Genomic DNA, 14,011 nt, shown 5'->3' with positions numbered 1-14,011 from the left:
GAATCTGGTCTGTGTGAAAGCTGCAGGTCGATGCCTCGGATCTCGGGTTCATCTCGTCATCCCACGACGTCACGTGACTTCCGGTTTAAGCTGTCAGCAGCGGCGGGTTGCTAACACGCTGTGTACCCATCCGCAGTAGATCGGCTGCTGATCCTGGCCCCAGAGGCAGAAGGGGCGGCGTTGGCTTCCTCGGCCCAGCAGCAGGGGTTGCCATCTGTCGAGACTGTGTGCTCGCTGGAGGGTTGTCTCGCATGGCTGGCGCACTCAACGCCGGTGGCGCTGCTGTGGCAGGTGGATCACACCACGCTTCCCAACCGCTCGATTCTGACGGAAGCTCTGGAGCAACTGCGCAGGGCGGCGCCAGCGATGCCACTGTTGGTTCAGCTTGACACCGCCACGCCCGAAGAGCGGATCGCCGTGCTGGACGGCGGCGCCGACGATGTGATCAGTAGCTCCTGCAATCCCGGCGAGCTCTGGGCGCGGCTGCGGGTCTGGCGCCGTCGCTCGCGTCTGGCTGGAGGTGATCGGGCTGCAGATCTGCTCTGTCACCGCGATCTGCAGGTGGGGATCAAGAGCCGCACGGTGTTGCGGGCAGGAAAGCCGCTGAAACTCACGGTGAAGGAATTTGATTTGCTGCTCTATCTGCTGCGCCACAAACAGCAGGTGATGCCGCGACTGGAGATCCTCAAGGCGGTGTGGGGGGAAACCTGGGTAGGTGACGACAACCTGCTTGATGTCTACGTCCGCTACTTGCGCAGAAAGGTTGAGCGCCCCGATCTCGAACCGCTCATTCACACCGTGCGCGGTGTGGGATTTGTATTGAGGTGATCTCTCGGCATTCGCCAATGGGCGGTCCCTGCAGAAGAATCCTGGACCGCTCACCGCCAGATTCAAGCTCAACCTTGTGGGACCGTGCGGTGGCTCCTTCAGAAGGTTGCTGTTCCCATCCGGCCACAGGGGGTCCGCGAACCGCATGGCAGCGGCATGGAGGCAGACGTTCTCGGTCGCTGCTGGCACGCCACTATTGGGACGTCACTGTTGGCTCGTGACTGACGGCACCACCGCAGCCTGAGATGCATCCCGCAGCTCACATCACTGCGGCTGCTGGACAGGGATCCCGGCTCGATGTAGGCCGTGCTGGTGGTGTCACTGCCCTCGCACCAGTCCCGTAGGGCCTGCGCGATGAATTCCGGCCCGTTGTCCGATCGGATGTAGGCCGGCGCCGGGTAGATGCTGGTGAGCTCCTCCAGCACTGCCACCACGTCCTTGGCCTTGCAGCGCCTGCCCACCCGGATGGCCAGGCAAAAGCGGCTGTGCTCGTCGATCACTTTCAGGAACTTGAGCCTGCGGCCATCGGCTGTCGCGTCGAACTGGAAATCCATGGCCCACACCTGGTGGGGATGCTCGGCCCGGTGGCGCCGCACTGAGCCGTCGGCGGGGCGTGCCCGCTTGCGCTTCCTGGGAGTGGGCCGCTGCAGGCCTTCCTCTCGCCAGAGCCGTTGCACCCGCTTGTGATTCACGGTCCAGCCCTCCCGCCGCAGCAGGCGATAGGCCATTCGACGGCCCCAGCGGATGTGTTCAGCGGCGATCTCACGGAGACGGCTTCTGAGCTTGGCCTCCTCCAGATCGACGACCTTGGCCGGATGGCGCTGAGTGCTGCGGTGTTGGCCCACCACACGGCAGACCTGGCGTTCAGAAGCCCGGTAACGCTCCTGCAGGACCACAACGGCCCTGCGGCGACGCTCCGGGCTCAGAAGTTTCCCTCGGCGAGGTCCTTGAGCATCGCCTTCTCCAGCTCTGCCTCGGCCAGCAGCTTCTTGAGCCTGGCGTTCTCCTTCTCCAGCTGAGTCAGCCGCCTGGCCTCCTCGGCCTGCATGCCGCCGTACTGCTGCCGCCACCGGTGGTAGGTGGGCTGCGTCACCTCGATCACCCGGCAGACGTCGGCGACGGTCTTGCCCTGGGCGATCAGCTGCTCGGCGGTTTTGAGCTTGCGGATGATCTGCTCGGCTGTGTGCCTGGTGCGTTTCATGGTCGAGTCCCCGGCCCAGTCTGGCCGGATGAGGACTCTCATTCACCCTGGACTGATTTCCGGGGTCCACGTCAAGCACGGCTGCCAACGTCCATGAGCTGAACACGGCACCCGATCGCGTCCATGGCGAGGAACGCGTGATCTACGGCGACTCTGGCCACATCGGCATCGAAAAGCGTGAGGCGTTCAAGGACTGCGAAGCAGAGATGCGCATCGCCATGAAGCCCGGACAGCGCCGAGTTCTACCGGACACCCCAGAGGGAAGACTGCTGGATCTGATGGAGGCGGCGAAAGCACATGTCAGGGCAAAGGTGGAGCATCCATTTCGGATCATCAAGTGCCAGTTTGGATTTCGGAAGGTCTTCTACCGAGGCATCCGCAAGAACAACCTCAAGCTGACGATGCTGTTTGCCCTCGCCAATCTCTGGATGGTGCGCGAACGTTGTCCTTCTACAGCGTAAATGACAGAATAAGTGTGCCATCTTGAGGGTGAGCAGCCAAAAATGATCGGGGAACTCACGAGAAATAAGCCAGTCAGGCCCTGGATTGGAGCACCTGGCGAGTAGCCAAGGACAAAATACCCCACTTGTGTCTCATTGACGAGAATGAGACACGCTTGCGCTCAATTCCCGGTCTTGATCAGAGCTTCCTTTGACGAAGAAAAACCCCTCACGGCCCTGCCTGCGGTACAGGCCCAAGCCACGAGGGGTTCCCTCAACTCTGGTTGGCTTGTCCCGTCCCATTGGAGCCCAAGACCTTGGGGTCGATCTTGGGGACCATTCTTGGGGACAAGCCAGTATTCGTCTAGTAGTGCGGGCCTGCGATCAGGCGTCGTAGTACATGACGAACTCGTGGGGGTGAGGGCGCTGGCGCAGCTGCTGCACCTCCTCGTACTTCATGGCGATCCAGTTGCTGATGAAGTCCTCGGTGAAGACACCGCCGGCCAGCAGGTAGTCCTTGTCGGCATCGAGAGCCTCGAGGGAGCCGTTGAGCGAGGCGGGGACGGTGCGGATCTTCGAGAGCTCCTCGGCGGAGAGCTCGAACAGGTCGACATCGGTGCCGTCACCCGGATCGATCTGGTTGCGGATGCCGTCGATGCCCGCCATCAGCATCGCCGCGAAGCCCAGGTACGGATTCGAGAGAGCGTCGCCGGAGCGGAACTCCAGGCGCTTGGCCTTGGGATTGGTACCGGTGAGCGGGATGCGCACGGCGGCCGAGCGATTGCCCTGGGAGTACACCAGGTTCACCGGCGCCTCGAAGCCGGGCACGAGGCGCTTGTAGCTGTTGGTGGTCGGGTTGGTGAACGCCAGGAAGCTCGGGGCATGCCTGAGCAGACCACCGATGTACCAGCGGGCGGTCTGGGACAGGTTGGCGTAGGTGCCCTCCCCGAAGAACAGGGGCTGGCCATCCTTCCAGAGGCTCTGGTGCACGTGCATACCGCTGCCGTTGTCGGCGAACACCGGCTTGGGCATGAAGGTGGCCGTCTTGCCGTACTTCCTGGCGATGTTGCGGACGACATACTTGTAGATCATCACGTTGTCGGCCGCGCTGATCAGCTCGGCGAACTTGATGCCGAGCTCGTGCTGCGCCGTCGCCACCTCATGGTGCTGCTTCTCGATCGGCACCCCCAGGGAGCCCATGGTCAGGAGCATCTCGGTGCGGATGTCCTGCAGGGTGTCGTTGGGAGCGACGGGGAAATAGCCCTCCTTCAGCTGGATCTTGTAGGCGAGGTTGCCGCCCTCCTCGATGCGGTCGTTGTTCCAGGGGGCCTCGATCGAGTCGACGCTGTAGAAACTGCTGCCGTTGCTGCTCTTGTAGCGGACGTCGTCGAAGATGAAGAATTCGGGCTCTGGACCGAAATAAGCGGTGTCGGCCAGGCCCGTGGAACCGAGGTAGTCGAGGGCCTTCTGGGCCAGCGAACGGGGACAGCGGGCGTAGGGCTGGCCGCTGCGGGGCTCCTGGATCGAGCAGATCAGGCTGAGGGTCTTGTGGCTGTAGAAGGGATCGATCCAGGCGGTGTTCGGATCCGGCACCATCGCCATGTCCGATTCATTGATCGCCTTCCAGCCGCGGATCGAGGAACCATCGAAGGCGACGCCCTCAGTGAAGGCGGCCTCATCAATCAGGTCGTTGCAGACGGTCAGGTGCTGCCACTTGCCATGCAGATCGACGAATTTGAGATCGATCAGTTCGATGCCCTCGTCCTTGATGCGACGAAGCACGTCCTGGGCAGTACTGGCCATGGCACGGAAGGTGGCTGTGGAGACGTCGGCCCGCGGCGCGACAGGCGGGAACGTACGGAGCGCTCCCGACTCGCTTTTGTATCAGCCGTAACCGATTGCAGGCTCAGAGGCCACCGGCGCACCGACGAGGTGCCCCTTCGGAGGAACCCGAGTCCTCCGAGGAGCCCTCGCCTCGATGGAGCCCGCGAACCCCGGCAGCTGCGCGTAACCGTTTCTGTCAATCCGCCGAGATCCAGCCCCAGCACAAGGATTCCGGCGATTCATCGGTGCTAACTTCCGCCCCAGGTGCATCGACTTTTCAGCCACCATGCGGGATGCCATCAGCGGTCTGATCGGCCGTTACGACCAGCTGGGCCGTTACTTCGACCGCGCCGCGATCGATCGCATCGATGCCTACTACGGCCAGGCTGCGCAGCGCCTGCAGGCCGTCGAACTGATCAACCGCGAAGCCGCCGGCATCGTGCGTGAAGCGTCGCAGAGGCTCTGGCTGGAGAACCCTGAGCTGCTGCTTCCCGGTGGCAACGCCTACACCACCCGGCGCCTGGCGGCCTGCCTGCGCGACATGGATTATTTCCTGCGCTACGCCAGTTACGCCCTGATCGCCGACGATCTGACGATCCTCGATGAGCGGGTGCTCAATGGCCTCGACGACACCTACAAGAGCCTCGGGGTCCCCACCGGTCCCACCGTCCGCGGCATCGCCCTGCTGGCCGACGTGATCTGCGAGATGCTGTCGGATGCCGGAGTCGGCGACGCCGGCGCCGTGGTGCGTCCCCCCTTCGAGCACCTGTGCCGGGGCCTCGCCGCCTGCAACGTGCGGGCCCGCTGAACCCGGCCCGGAACAGCCTGAAATCCAGTCCTGGCAACGGCCCAGCGTCGAAGGCCTGCCTTCGACCCGCACCCAATGGGTGAAGCACCGACCGACCGTCGACCACCCCTGGCGTGCCCGGCTGATCTGAGGGGCGGACTTGCCCCGTTGCCTAATCTCGACACCCAACTTCTTCGCCGTCGTCCCGGTCTTGGTCCCCCCCGTGCAGCATTCCGTCGATTCCACCCACCGGCTGTCCCTCGATCCGATCGCCACGCCCGAACGGCTGCTGCTCGGCCCCGGCCCTTCCAACGCCCACCCGACGGTGCTGCAGGCCCTCTCCCGCAGCCCGATCGGCCACCTCGACCCCCTCTACATCGAGCTGATGGGAGAGGTGCAGGAGCTGCTCCGCTACGCCTGGCAGACCGACAACCGCCTCACCATTCCGATGAGCGGCACCGGCAGTGCAGCCATGGAGGCCACCCTCGCCAACACTGTCGAACCCGGTGACACGGTGCTGGTGGCCGTGAAGGGGTACTTCGGCCTGCGCCTGGCCGACATGGCCGGTCGCTACGGCGCCAGGGTGGTGACGATCGAATGCCCGTGGGGGGAAGCCTTCTCCCTGAATCAGATCGAGGAAGCTCTCGCCAGCCACAAACCCACCATCCTGGCGATGGTCCATGCCGAAACCTCCACCGGCGTCTGCCAGCCCATGGAGGGCATCGGCGATCTCTGTCGTCAGCACGACTGTCTGCTGCTGCTGGACACCGTCACCTCCCTGGGAGGGGTGCCGCTGTTCCTGGACGACTGGAAGGTGGACCTGGCCTACAGCTGCAGCCAGAAGGGCCTGAGCTGCCCGCCCGGCCTCGGCCCCTTCACCATGGGACCTCGCGCCGAGGTCAAGCTGGCAGCGCGCTCCGGCAAGGTGCCTAACTGGTACCTCGACGTCTCGCTCCTCAATCAGTACTGGGGCAGCGATCGCGTGTATCACCACACCGCCCCGGTGAACATGAACTTCGGCATGCGCGAGGCCCTGCGGCTGCTGGCCGATGAGGGGCTCGAGAACGCCTGGGCCCGCCACCGCAGCAACGCCGAGCGCCTCTGGGCCGGTCTCGAGCGGCTCGGTCTTGAACTGCATGTGCGGGAGGACCTGCGCCTGCCGACCCTCACGACGGTGCGCATCCCCGAGGGCGTCGATGGAAAGGCCTTCAGCCGTCACCTTCTCGACCGCCACGGCATCGAGGTGGGCGGTGGTCTGGGAGCGCTTGCCGGCAAGGTGTGGCGCATCGGCCTGATGGGCTACAACAGCCGACCCGAGAACGTCGACCTGCTGCTCAACCTGATCGAGACGGAGCTCCCGGCCTTCCGCTCCGCCGCAGCCGCCATGGCCGCGGTCGCCTGAGCTCCAGGTCACACCCCTTTCAGCTGTTGACATCCCAGAGGCCCATGGGCACGGCTCCCATGGGCCTCAGCTGTCTGAGGATCCATGGCGGGAGCTCGCGTTCGTAGACGAGCTGGCGATGGATCCTTCCTGGGATGGCCTGATTCCTGGGATGGCGGCAGAGACGCCGGCCCCATGCACCCGCGCACCCCACTCATACCGGTGGCACCGCCGGCCCCGATGCTTCGCCGCGCCCCGACTGGGGGCCTGTGGATGGGCGGCGGGCCCTGCGGCGCTGCCGGAACCAGCCGGAGAGCTGCCCCTCGGCAGCCGCGGCCTCCAGCCCACCCTGCACCACCATGTGATGGTGGGCACTAGGATCATGGGCCAGATCCAGGCATCCCCCCAGGGCGCCACGCTTGGCATCGGCGGCGGCGTAGATCACCCGGCCGACCCGAGCCTGGATCAGTGCGCCGGCGCACATCGGACAGGGCTCCAGGGTCACGAGCAGCGTGCAGTCGTTGAAGCGCCAGTCCCGGCGCAGCACCGCCGCCTGCCGCAGGGCAATCAGCTCGGCATGGCCGAGCGGGTCCTGATCACGGTGCCGGCGGTTGCTGCCCCAGCCAAGAGCGCGGCCATCGGCGTCGAGCAGCACCGCGGCAACAGGAATCTCGCCGGTCTCCCCGGCCCGCCGTGCGCATCGCAGCAGGCGCTCCATCCAGAGCAATTGCAGCGGGAACGGCAGATCCTCAGGGGGAAGCATGGCGGCTGCGAACCGGCATCGCGCCGGGGGTTGCCCCGGGCGGGGGCAGAATGCCCCCACAGCATCGTTCCCCGCCCTGACCCAGCCGTTGGCCAGCGCCCTTCCCGCCCCGTGGCCGACGCCGCACTCCCCGCAGGATCGTGGCCTGGACGCCTTACCCCTGTTTGCGCCTCCGAGCGGGCTCGATCCCCGGCTGGAGGCCTTCCTCCAGCAGGCCTCCAGCCTGCTCTGCACCTGGCTGGGGCAGACCGAAATGCGTGGGCCGCTGCCGGCGTTGAGCGTGCTGCCGAGCGTCGAACCGGAGCGACAGGGCCTGGGCGGCGACCGGTTGCTGGCTGATCTCCAGCTGGTGATGGAGGGTGCCTTTCATCCAGGACATCCTGGCGCCCTGGCCCATCTCGATCCCCCGGCCCTGACGGCCTCGATCGCGGCGGACCTGATCTGCGCCGGGCTCAACAACAACCTGCTGGCCGAAGAACTCGCGCCGAGCCTCAGCCATCTCGAGCGGGGCCTGTGCGCCTGGTTCGCCGGCGCTCTCGGTCTCGGTGCCGCCGCCGGTGGCGTAGCCGCCAGCGGCGGCTCGCTGAGCAATCTGATGGCCCTGGTGACCGCCCGCCACAGCCGCGGTCTGGGGCAGTGCGGTGAGGCGGTGGTGCTCTGCAGCACCGATGCCCATGTATCGCTGGTCAAGGCACTGGCCGTGATGGGACTTCCTGCCCAGGCCCTGCGTCGCCTGCCGGTCGATGGGCATGGTCAACTGTGCACGGAGCGGCTCGCCGACGAACTGGAGCGGCTGCAACGGGACGGCATCCCGGTGATCGCCGTCGTGGCCACCGCCGGGACCACGGTGCGCGGCGCCATCGACCCCCTGGAGGCGATCGCCGGGCTCTGCCGGCGCCATGGGGTGTGGCTGCACATTGATGCCGCGATCGGCGGGGTGTTCGCCCTGGCGCCTGAGCAGCGCCCACTCCTGGCAGGGCTGGGACGCGCCGATTCGGTGACGGTCAACCCCCAGAAGCTGCTGGGGATCACCAAGACCTCCTCCCTGCTGCTGCTGCCCGATCCGGCCCAGCTGCAACGGGCCTTCGGCACCGGTCTTCCCTACATGGAGCCCAGCTGGGGCGGTGGGCACGGCGGTGAGATGGGCCTGCAGGGCAGCCGGCCGGCGGAGATCCTCAAGCTGTGGCTGGGCCTGCGGCAGCTCGGCCTGGACGGAATCACCGCGCTGGTGGAGGGCGCCCTCGCCCGCAGACGGCGGTTGCAGCAGCTTCTGGCCGGCGACGGGCGCCTGCAGCTGCTCGAGGGCCCGCTGCATCTTCTCTCGTTCCGTCCCCGCAGCGGCAGCCACGAGGCTCTGGCGCACTGGTCAGAGAAGACCCGCGCTGCCCTGCTGGCCGAGCAGCTGATGCTGTCGCGGCCGCTTTACGGCGGCGTGCATCACCTCAAGGCGGTGCTGGGCAATCCCCACACCCAGCCCTCCCACCTGGAGCGACTGGCCGCCGTGGTGGCCGCCCAGCCCTGCCCCTGAGCCGGCTCCCCTTTCCCTGTCGCCAGCACCAGGCCTTCCAGAGCCGCACCGGCGGCATTCGCGAAGGCAGCAACCCATCAACGCTGGCAGGGGCGTGCCCAGCTGGCACTTCGCTGCCCTGGCCGGAGCGGCGCCATCGATGGGATCACATTGCCGCCTAGCGTCCTGAGCGAGGCCTGGGTGAGCCGATCCTCAGCCCTTCAGGAGCCAGTTGTTCGCACCCTTCCATGTCTGAACGCCCCCAGCCCGCCACCCGCCAGCGCTGGGTGGCGATCATCACCGGCGCCCTGTCAATCCTGATCGGTGTGGCCTACCTGGCCCTGATCACGGTTCTCGACAGTCGGGGTCCGTTGCTCCCCCCGCCGCCGGAGGCCCTGGGCGGCGCCCCGGCGGCTGCGGTGGCAGCTGCCGTTCCCGGCGCTGCAACGGCTCCACCACCCGCTGCAGGGCAGCCTGCAGAAAGCGGCGCAGCACATCCTCCCGGCGGCTGAGGTCGTACTCGTGCTGCAGCACGTTCTGCAGGCCACCGTCTCCCCAGTCCTGGCCCTGCTGGAAGTAGACGATGAAGCTGCGGCCAGCCACGCGGGTGAGCCAGGCAGCCCCGACCGCCTGCACGGCACGGCTGAGCAGCAGCGCCGGCAGGTTGAGGCTGAGTGCGGCCTGCAGCAGCGACACACCTCCCTTGACCAGCCCCAGGCCCACGAGGGTGCGGCCCACCGACACCGCCAGATCCTGCGCTTCTGTGCGGCCGAGCTGGACCCCGTAGACGCGGCCGATCTCGATCACCATCTGGGCGTTGACCGCGGCGGCTCCGAGGAGGTCCACCCCAGGCAGAGGCGTCAGGGCCACCACGCCGGCACAGGTCCAGCCATAACGCTCCACGATCGTCTCGGCATCGCGGCGGCGCTGGCGCTCGAGCAGGTTGCGGCTGGCCTCGCCCAGCTGGCGGCACTGCAGCAGGAGGTTGTCGGCGATCAGCTCCTCGCCGTCGGCATGCAGCACCTCCGCCAGGCGCCTGAGCAGCGCCTGCACCTCCGGCGCCGGCTGCAGCGGCCGGCCGCCTGGCCTGGGCACGCTCTGCGGGGCAGCGCTGGCGGGAATCACATCAGCAGCCGCGAGATGCGTGGCCGAACGGCGCCGCAACAGGGTCAGCAGCCGCTGTTCCTCCTGCTCGCCGCGGAGATCACATTTGTTGAGCACCAGCAGCAGCCGTTTGCCGAGGCTCGCCAACGCTTCATACACCTCCTGCTCCGCCTGGCGCAGATCGCCGTCCACCACCAGCAACAGCAGATCGGCTCGGGCCGCCTGAGCCCTTGCACGCCGTTCGCGCTCCTGGCCCGCCGCACCGGCCTCGAGGATGCCCGGGGTGTCCTCGAGAATGACGGCCCGCGGCAGACCCTGCAGCCGCAGCCGGTAGCGGGCCGTGTCGGTGGTGGAGCCCATCGGCGCTCCCACCTGGCCGACCAGCTCTCCCAGCAGGCTGCGAATCAGCGAGGTCTTGCCCGTCGAGCCGGCGCCGAACACGGCGATCACCAGGTCGCCCCGCTCCAGTTCGGCCTGCATGCGGCGACGCTCCTGCTCCAGTCCCTCCCGCTCGACCGCGTCGCGCACCTGCTCAAGCGTCTGCTGCATGGCGCTGAGCTGGCGCTCGGCGGCCTCACGGCGGTTGCGGGAGGGCGGGTGCACAGGAGAGGCCGCGCCGCGCCCCGGCCGTCGCCATGCCTGCAGCCACGGCCACAGGAGAGGACCCACAGCCAGCACCAGCAACGCCATCAGCAGCAGCAACAGCGGCCCGATCAGCCAGCCCGGCAGCCAGTAGCTGAGCTGCCAGATCAGCTGGTTGAGGGCCTGCATCACGACGCCCACCAGCAGCAGAACCGCCAGGGCCAGACCGATCCAGAGCCAGACGCGCCGGGGAAGCATCAGGGCGAGGGCCCGGAGGCGCGCACGATCTCGGACCACAGGGACGCCGCCAGGGCACTGCTGGCCCGGGTGGAGCGGTTGTCGTCATTGCCCAGCCAGATCCCCATCACCCAGTGGCGTCGGGGCTCGAAGCCGACGAACAGCAGGTCGCGGCCCTCATTGGTGGTGCCGGTCTTACCACCTTCCTCACCACCGACATAGGCCGCCGTGCCGGTGCCACCTCGCACCGCGGACTGCAGGAGGCTGCGCAGGGTGCGAGCCGTGGACTCCTTCATCACCCGGCGAGGGGGAAACAACGACGCCGCCGCGACAGACGGCGCGGCGGCAGCGGAGCGGCGAAGCCCGGGGGTGGCTGCGGGCGACCCGGCACCGGGCGCGGCCTTGTCGGAGACCGTCCGCTCACGACGATCCCGACAGGCCGCGCCGGCACCGGCAGAGCAGTGTTCCGCGTCGGTCAGACGCCGGATCGTGCTGGGCTGCAGCCAGATCCCGCCATTGGCCACGGCCCCGTAGGCGCCGGTGAGCTCCAGCAGGGTCACCTCGCTCTGGCCGAGGGCAAGCCCCGGCACGGGAGTCAGTGGCGTGGTGATGCCCATCTCGCGGGCCTTGCGCACCAGCGATTCCAGCCCGACCCGACGGGCCAGCCGCAGGGCGGCCGTGTTGTTGCTGATCGCCAGCGCCTGACGCAGGCTGAGAGTGCCACCGCAACCGCTGGAGAAGCGCTGGCCGCGCCAGTCGAGCGGCGCACAGGACACCGGATCACCGGGACGGGCGCCCTGCTCAAGGGCGAGCAGATAGGAGAAGAGCTTGAAGGTGCTGCCTGGCTGGCGCAGGGCCATGGTGGCCCGGTTGAACTGGCTCTGGCGATAGTCGCGCCCCCCGGCCACGGCGAGAATGCCCCCCGTGCGGCTGTCGAGCACCACGACGGCGCCCTCGCTGACGCCGAGGGAGCGACTGGCGTCGAGGCGCTGACGCAGCAGGCGTTCCACCTGCTCCTGCAGCCCGGGGTCGAGATAGGTGTCGATCAGGAAGTTGCCCTCTTCGGCCACATCAGCCCCCACCAGCCGATCGAGATCCCGCCGCACCTGATCGCTGTAGAAGGGCAGCGCCCGTCGTTCACCCGGCCGGCAGGCGCCCGGAGCCAGCTGGATCGGTCGACGCCGGGCGCTGCGGGCAGCGGCGGCGCTGAGGCGGCCGCTTTCCAGCATCTTGGCCAGGACACCATTGCGGGAGGCCAGGGCGGCGGCAGGGTCCAGGCAGGGGTCATAACCGTTGGGGGAGGGGAGAAGGCCCACCAGCAGGGCCGCCTCCTCGAGGCGCAGCTGGGCAGCGGAACGCCCGAACAGCCGCCTGGAGGCATCCTCGAAGCCCCAGCCGGCCCCCAGAAACACCTGGTTGAGATAGCTGAGAAGCAGATCGTGCTTGCTGAAGCGTGCCTCCAGCTGCAAGGCCACGAGCAGCTCGCGGAACTTACGGCCAAGGGTCTCCCCCTGGCCCACCTGCTCCGGATAAAGGCTGCGGGCTAGCTGCTGGGTGAGGGTGCTGCCCCCCTCCAGCACCCGCCCGCCCATCAGGTTGGTGACCAGGGCGCGGGCGGTGCCGATCGGATCGACGCCGGGATGCCACCAGAAACGGCTGTCCTCACTCGCGAGGAGGGCATCGATGAGCACCGGGGGGTAGTCCGTCAGCCGGCGCAGCTCCCGGTGGCGCTGATCCTGGGCCGAGGCAATCGGGCGGCCGGCGCGGTCGTAAAGCAGGAGGGGACCCCGCATGGGGGTCAGCTGTCCGCGGATCGGCTGCAACAGCGCCGCCAGGGACAGGCCCAGGGCCCCGAGCCCAGCGGCTGCTGCCAGGACCATCGCCAGCCCCCTCAACAAGCGCAGGCGATGGTCGGACGCACCGCCTCGGAAGCGGATCTCTGGCAGCTCACCCTGGTCCTGCGGCCCGAAGCGCACGGCGTCCCCATCGGCGAGCAGCAGGCGACGGATCCGGCGTCCGCGCCACCAGAGCCCATTGGTGGATTGCTGGTCCTGCAGAAGCCAGCGCCCGCCCCGCTGCTCGAGCAGGGCATGCCGGCGGCTCACCGCCCCATGCTGCAGGGACACCTCGGCGCCTGAGTCCCGGCCGATCCGATAACAACCGGGATGCAGCACGACACGACGAAGAGGCTCGCCCGGCTCGAGGATCTCCAGCACGGCGGCGCCGGATGGACCAGCGGCCGCCGGGGGATCACGGCGCTCAGCCGCGGCGACGGGGACGCTGCTGCCAGGCATCGAGAAGGAAACAGGCCACGGCGACGTTGATCGCCACATCGGCGAGATTGAAGATCGGGAAATGGATGGGCACCAGCTCAAGGAAATCGACCACTGCCCCCAGGCGCCAGCGGTCGATGCCATTTCCGAGGGCACCGGCCAGGACCAGAGAGGCTGCCAGGGTCAGCCAGAAGCCCCGTGGCGGACGCCACAGCATCCAGCCTGCCACCGCGAGGCTCACCACGGCGCTCACCACACCCAGCGCGAGGCTGTTGCCGGTCATCAGGCTGAAGGCGGCACCACTGTTGGTGACGTGCCGCAGCTGCAGAAGACCGGGCACAAAGGGGGCAACCCGACCGAAGGGCAGATGTTGCAGGGCCCAGGCCTTGGTCAGCTGGTCGAGCAGCAGTACGACCAGCGCCACGATCCAGGGCCAGAGACGGCGCGGGCTGCCGGAACGACCGGACGGAGTCACCGGGCTGCGGGGATCGCTCACGGTGTCACCAACAGGACACGCCGAAGCAACCAGGCCAGCAGCCCGACGGCGCAACAGAGGAGCAGCTGCGGCAGCAGGGCGAGGCTGTAGCTGAGCGCCAGGGGCATGGCGGCCGCACCCCAGCGTCCCGCCAGGCTGCCCAGGCCGAGATTGGCCAGGCCACAGAGGTGGATGACCAGCAGCCCGAAGGCAGCCACCACCGCCAGACCCAGGGGGTCGTCGACGCCGCTCTGGCGGGAGAGCTTGCCGGTGAGCCAGGCGGCGGGCACGAAACCGGCCAGATAACCGAATGATGGATCCAGGAGATAGCCCAGACCGCCGCCCTCATGGAACACGGGCAGCTGGAACAGGCCCACACTCAGGTAGGCCACCGCCGCCAGCAACCCGCTGCGGGGGCCGGCCACCAGTGCGGTCAGCAACAGGGCCGGCACCTGGAGGGTGACACCCAGGGGCCTCAGCACCCACCCGCCGGCTTCGTGGAGAGGGAAGGCTGCCGGCATTAGTCCGCCGACCAGGATCAGCAGCAGACCGGCGATGGCGCCGCTCCAGGTGGCCAGGGCTCGCAAGGAAGGATCAACCGCGGCGCCC

The 14,011-nt window shown here is 67.8% G+C and carries 13 protein-coding genes; 5 read left to right on the top strand and 8 right to left on the bottom strand.

What is annotated here, in order from left to right:
* The first annotated feature begins 180 nt into the window (after nucleotides 1–180).
* The gene (locus H8F25_RS01470) at nucleotides 181–828 is read left to right on the top strand and encodes a response regulator transcription factor (protein ID WP_197211744.1); all 648 of its coding nucleotides are present in this window, start codon (nucleotides 181–183) and stop codon (nucleotides 826–828) included.
* A 98-nt stretch (nucleotides 829–926) separates the two neighbouring features.
* Here the strand turns inward: H8F25_RS01470 and H8F25_RS01465 are convergent, their stop codons facing one another.
* Together H8F25_RS01465 and H8F25_RS01460 are read right to left on the bottom strand one after the other, a co-directional pair.
* Nucleotides 927–1,724, bottom strand: coding sequence for a DDE-type integrase/transposase/recombinase (locus H8F25_RS01465; RefSeq protein ID WP_197211743.1), 798 nt, complete (start codon nucleotides 1,722–1,724; stop codon nucleotides 927–929).
* 26 nt (nucleotides 1,725–1,750) lie between these two features.
* Complete coding sequence (locus H8F25_RS01460; RefSeq protein WP_197211742.1) at nucleotides 1,751–2,029, bottom strand: transposase; 279 nt, start codon at nucleotides 2,027–2,029, stop codon at nucleotides 1,751–1,753.
* A gap of 137 nt (nucleotides 2,030–2,166) precedes the next feature.
* Between H8F25_RS01460 and H8F25_RS01455 the strand changes: the two genes are divergently transcribed.
* Nucleotides 2,167–2,490, top strand: coding sequence for a transposase (locus H8F25_RS01455; RefSeq protein ID WP_231596982.1), 324 nt, complete (start codon nucleotides 2,167–2,169; stop codon nucleotides 2,488–2,490).
* Between the two features lie 363 nt (nucleotides 2,491–2,853).
* On the opposite strand, the gene glnA is transcribed toward H8F25_RS01455, so the two are convergent.
* Entirely contained in the window at nucleotides 2,854–4,272 is a 1,419-nt protein-coding gene (gene glnA / locus H8F25_RS01450) for a type I glutamate--ammonia ligase (RefSeq protein WP_197211741.1), read from the bottom strand.
* A 307-nt stretch (nucleotides 4,273–4,579) separates the two neighbouring features.
* Between glnA and H8F25_RS01445 the strand changes: the two genes are divergently transcribed.
* Nucleotides 4,580–5,101: an allophycocyanin subunit beta gene (locus H8F25_RS01445; RefSeq protein WP_197211740.1), complete on the top strand. Its 522-nt coding sequence runs from the start codon at nucleotides 4,580–4,582 to the stop codon at nucleotides 5,099–5,101.
* Nucleotides 5,102–5,291: 190 nt separating this feature from the next.
* Nucleotides 5,292–6,482, top strand: a complete 1,191-nt coding sequence (locus tag H8F25_RS01440) for an alanine--glyoxylate aminotransferase family protein (RefSeq protein WP_231596981.1) — start codon at nucleotides 5,292–5,294, stop codon at nucleotides 6,480–6,482.
* Nucleotides 6,483–6,675: 193 nt separating this feature from the next.
* On the opposite strand, the gene H8F25_RS01435 is transcribed toward H8F25_RS01440, so the two are convergent.
* Nucleotides 6,676–7,224, bottom strand: coding sequence for a nucleoside deaminase (locus H8F25_RS01435; protein WP_197211739.1), 549 nt, complete (start codon nucleotides 7,222–7,224; stop codon nucleotides 6,676–6,678).
* Nucleotides 7,225–7,312: 88 nt separating this feature from the next.
* Between H8F25_RS01435 and H8F25_RS01430 the strand changes: the two genes are divergently transcribed.
* The gene (locus H8F25_RS01430; RefSeq protein WP_370525788.1) at nucleotides 7,313–8,752 is read left to right on the top strand and encodes an aspartate aminotransferase family protein; all 1,440 of its coding nucleotides are present in this window, start codon (nucleotides 7,313–7,315) and stop codon (nucleotides 8,750–8,752) included.
* Nucleotides 8,753–9,076: 324 nt separating this feature from the next.
* On the opposite strand, the gene H8F25_RS01425 is transcribed toward H8F25_RS01430, so the two are convergent.
* The 4 genes from H8F25_RS01425 to H8F25_RS01410 are packed head-to-tail and all read right to left on the bottom strand — an operon-like array spanning nucleotide 9,077 to nucleotide 13,989.
* Nucleotides 9,077–10,675: a YcjF family protein gene (locus H8F25_RS01425; RefSeq protein WP_197211737.1), complete on the bottom strand. Its 1,599-nt coding sequence runs from the start codon at nucleotides 10,673–10,675 to the stop codon at nucleotides 9,077–9,079.
* Nucleotides 10,675–12,948: a transglycosylase domain-containing protein gene (locus H8F25_RS01420; RefSeq protein ID WP_197211736.1), complete on the bottom strand. Its 2,274-nt coding sequence runs from the start codon at nucleotides 12,946–12,948 to the stop codon at nucleotides 10,675–10,677. The genes H8F25_RS01425 and H8F25_RS01420 overlap by 1 nt, the downstream gene beginning before the upstream one ends.
* Nucleotides 12,914–13,423, bottom strand: a complete 510-nt coding sequence (gene lspA / locus H8F25_RS01415) for a signal peptidase II (RefSeq protein ID WP_231596980.1) — start codon at nucleotides 13,421–13,423, stop codon at nucleotides 12,914–12,916. Before lspA ends, H8F25_RS01420 begins: the two co-directional genes overlap by 35 nt.
* Nucleotides 13,420–13,989 (bottom strand): biotin transporter BioY, encoded by a 570-nt coding sequence (locus H8F25_RS01410; protein WP_231596979.1) that lies wholly within the window; start codon nucleotides 13,987–13,989, stop codon nucleotides 13,420–13,422. The genes lspA and H8F25_RS01410 overlap by 4 nt, the downstream gene beginning before the upstream one ends.
* Between the last annotated feature and the right edge of the window lie 22 nt (nucleotides 13,990–14,011).

The organism is Synechococcus sp. CBW1004 (assembly GCF_015840715.1).
Taxonomy (GTDB): Bacteria; Cyanobacteriota; Cyanobacteriia; order PCC-6307; family Cyanobiaceae; genus Cyanobium.
This window is presented reverse-complemented; position numbering and strand designations above follow the sequence as displayed.

Bases quoted from the DNA above. Each gene is read 5' to 3' on its own strand.
- H8F25_RS01435 (WP_197211739.1), bottom strand. From the start codon at position 7,224: ATGCTTCCCCCTGAGGATCTGCCGTTCCCGCTGCAATTGCTCTGGATG.
- H8F25_RS01445 (WP_197211740.1), top strand. From the start codon at position 4,580: ATGCGGGATGCCATCAGCGGTCTGATCGGCCGTTACGACCAGCTGGGC.
- H8F25_RS01425 (WP_197211737.1), bottom strand. From the start codon at position 10,675: ATGCTTCCCCGGCGCGTCTGGCTCTGGATCGGTCTGGCCCTGGCGGTT.
- glnA (WP_197211741.1), bottom strand. From the start codon at position 4,272: ATGGCCAGTACTGCCCAGGACGTGCTTCGTCGCATCAAGGACGAGGGC.
- H8F25_RS01420 (WP_197211736.1), bottom strand. From the start codon at position 12,948: ATGCCTGGCAGCAGCGTCCCCGTCGCCGCGGCTGAGCGCCGTGATCCC.
- H8F25_RS01460 (WP_197211742.1), bottom strand. From the start codon at position 2,029: ATGAAACGCACCAGGCACACAGCCGAGCAGATCATCCGCAAGCTCAAA.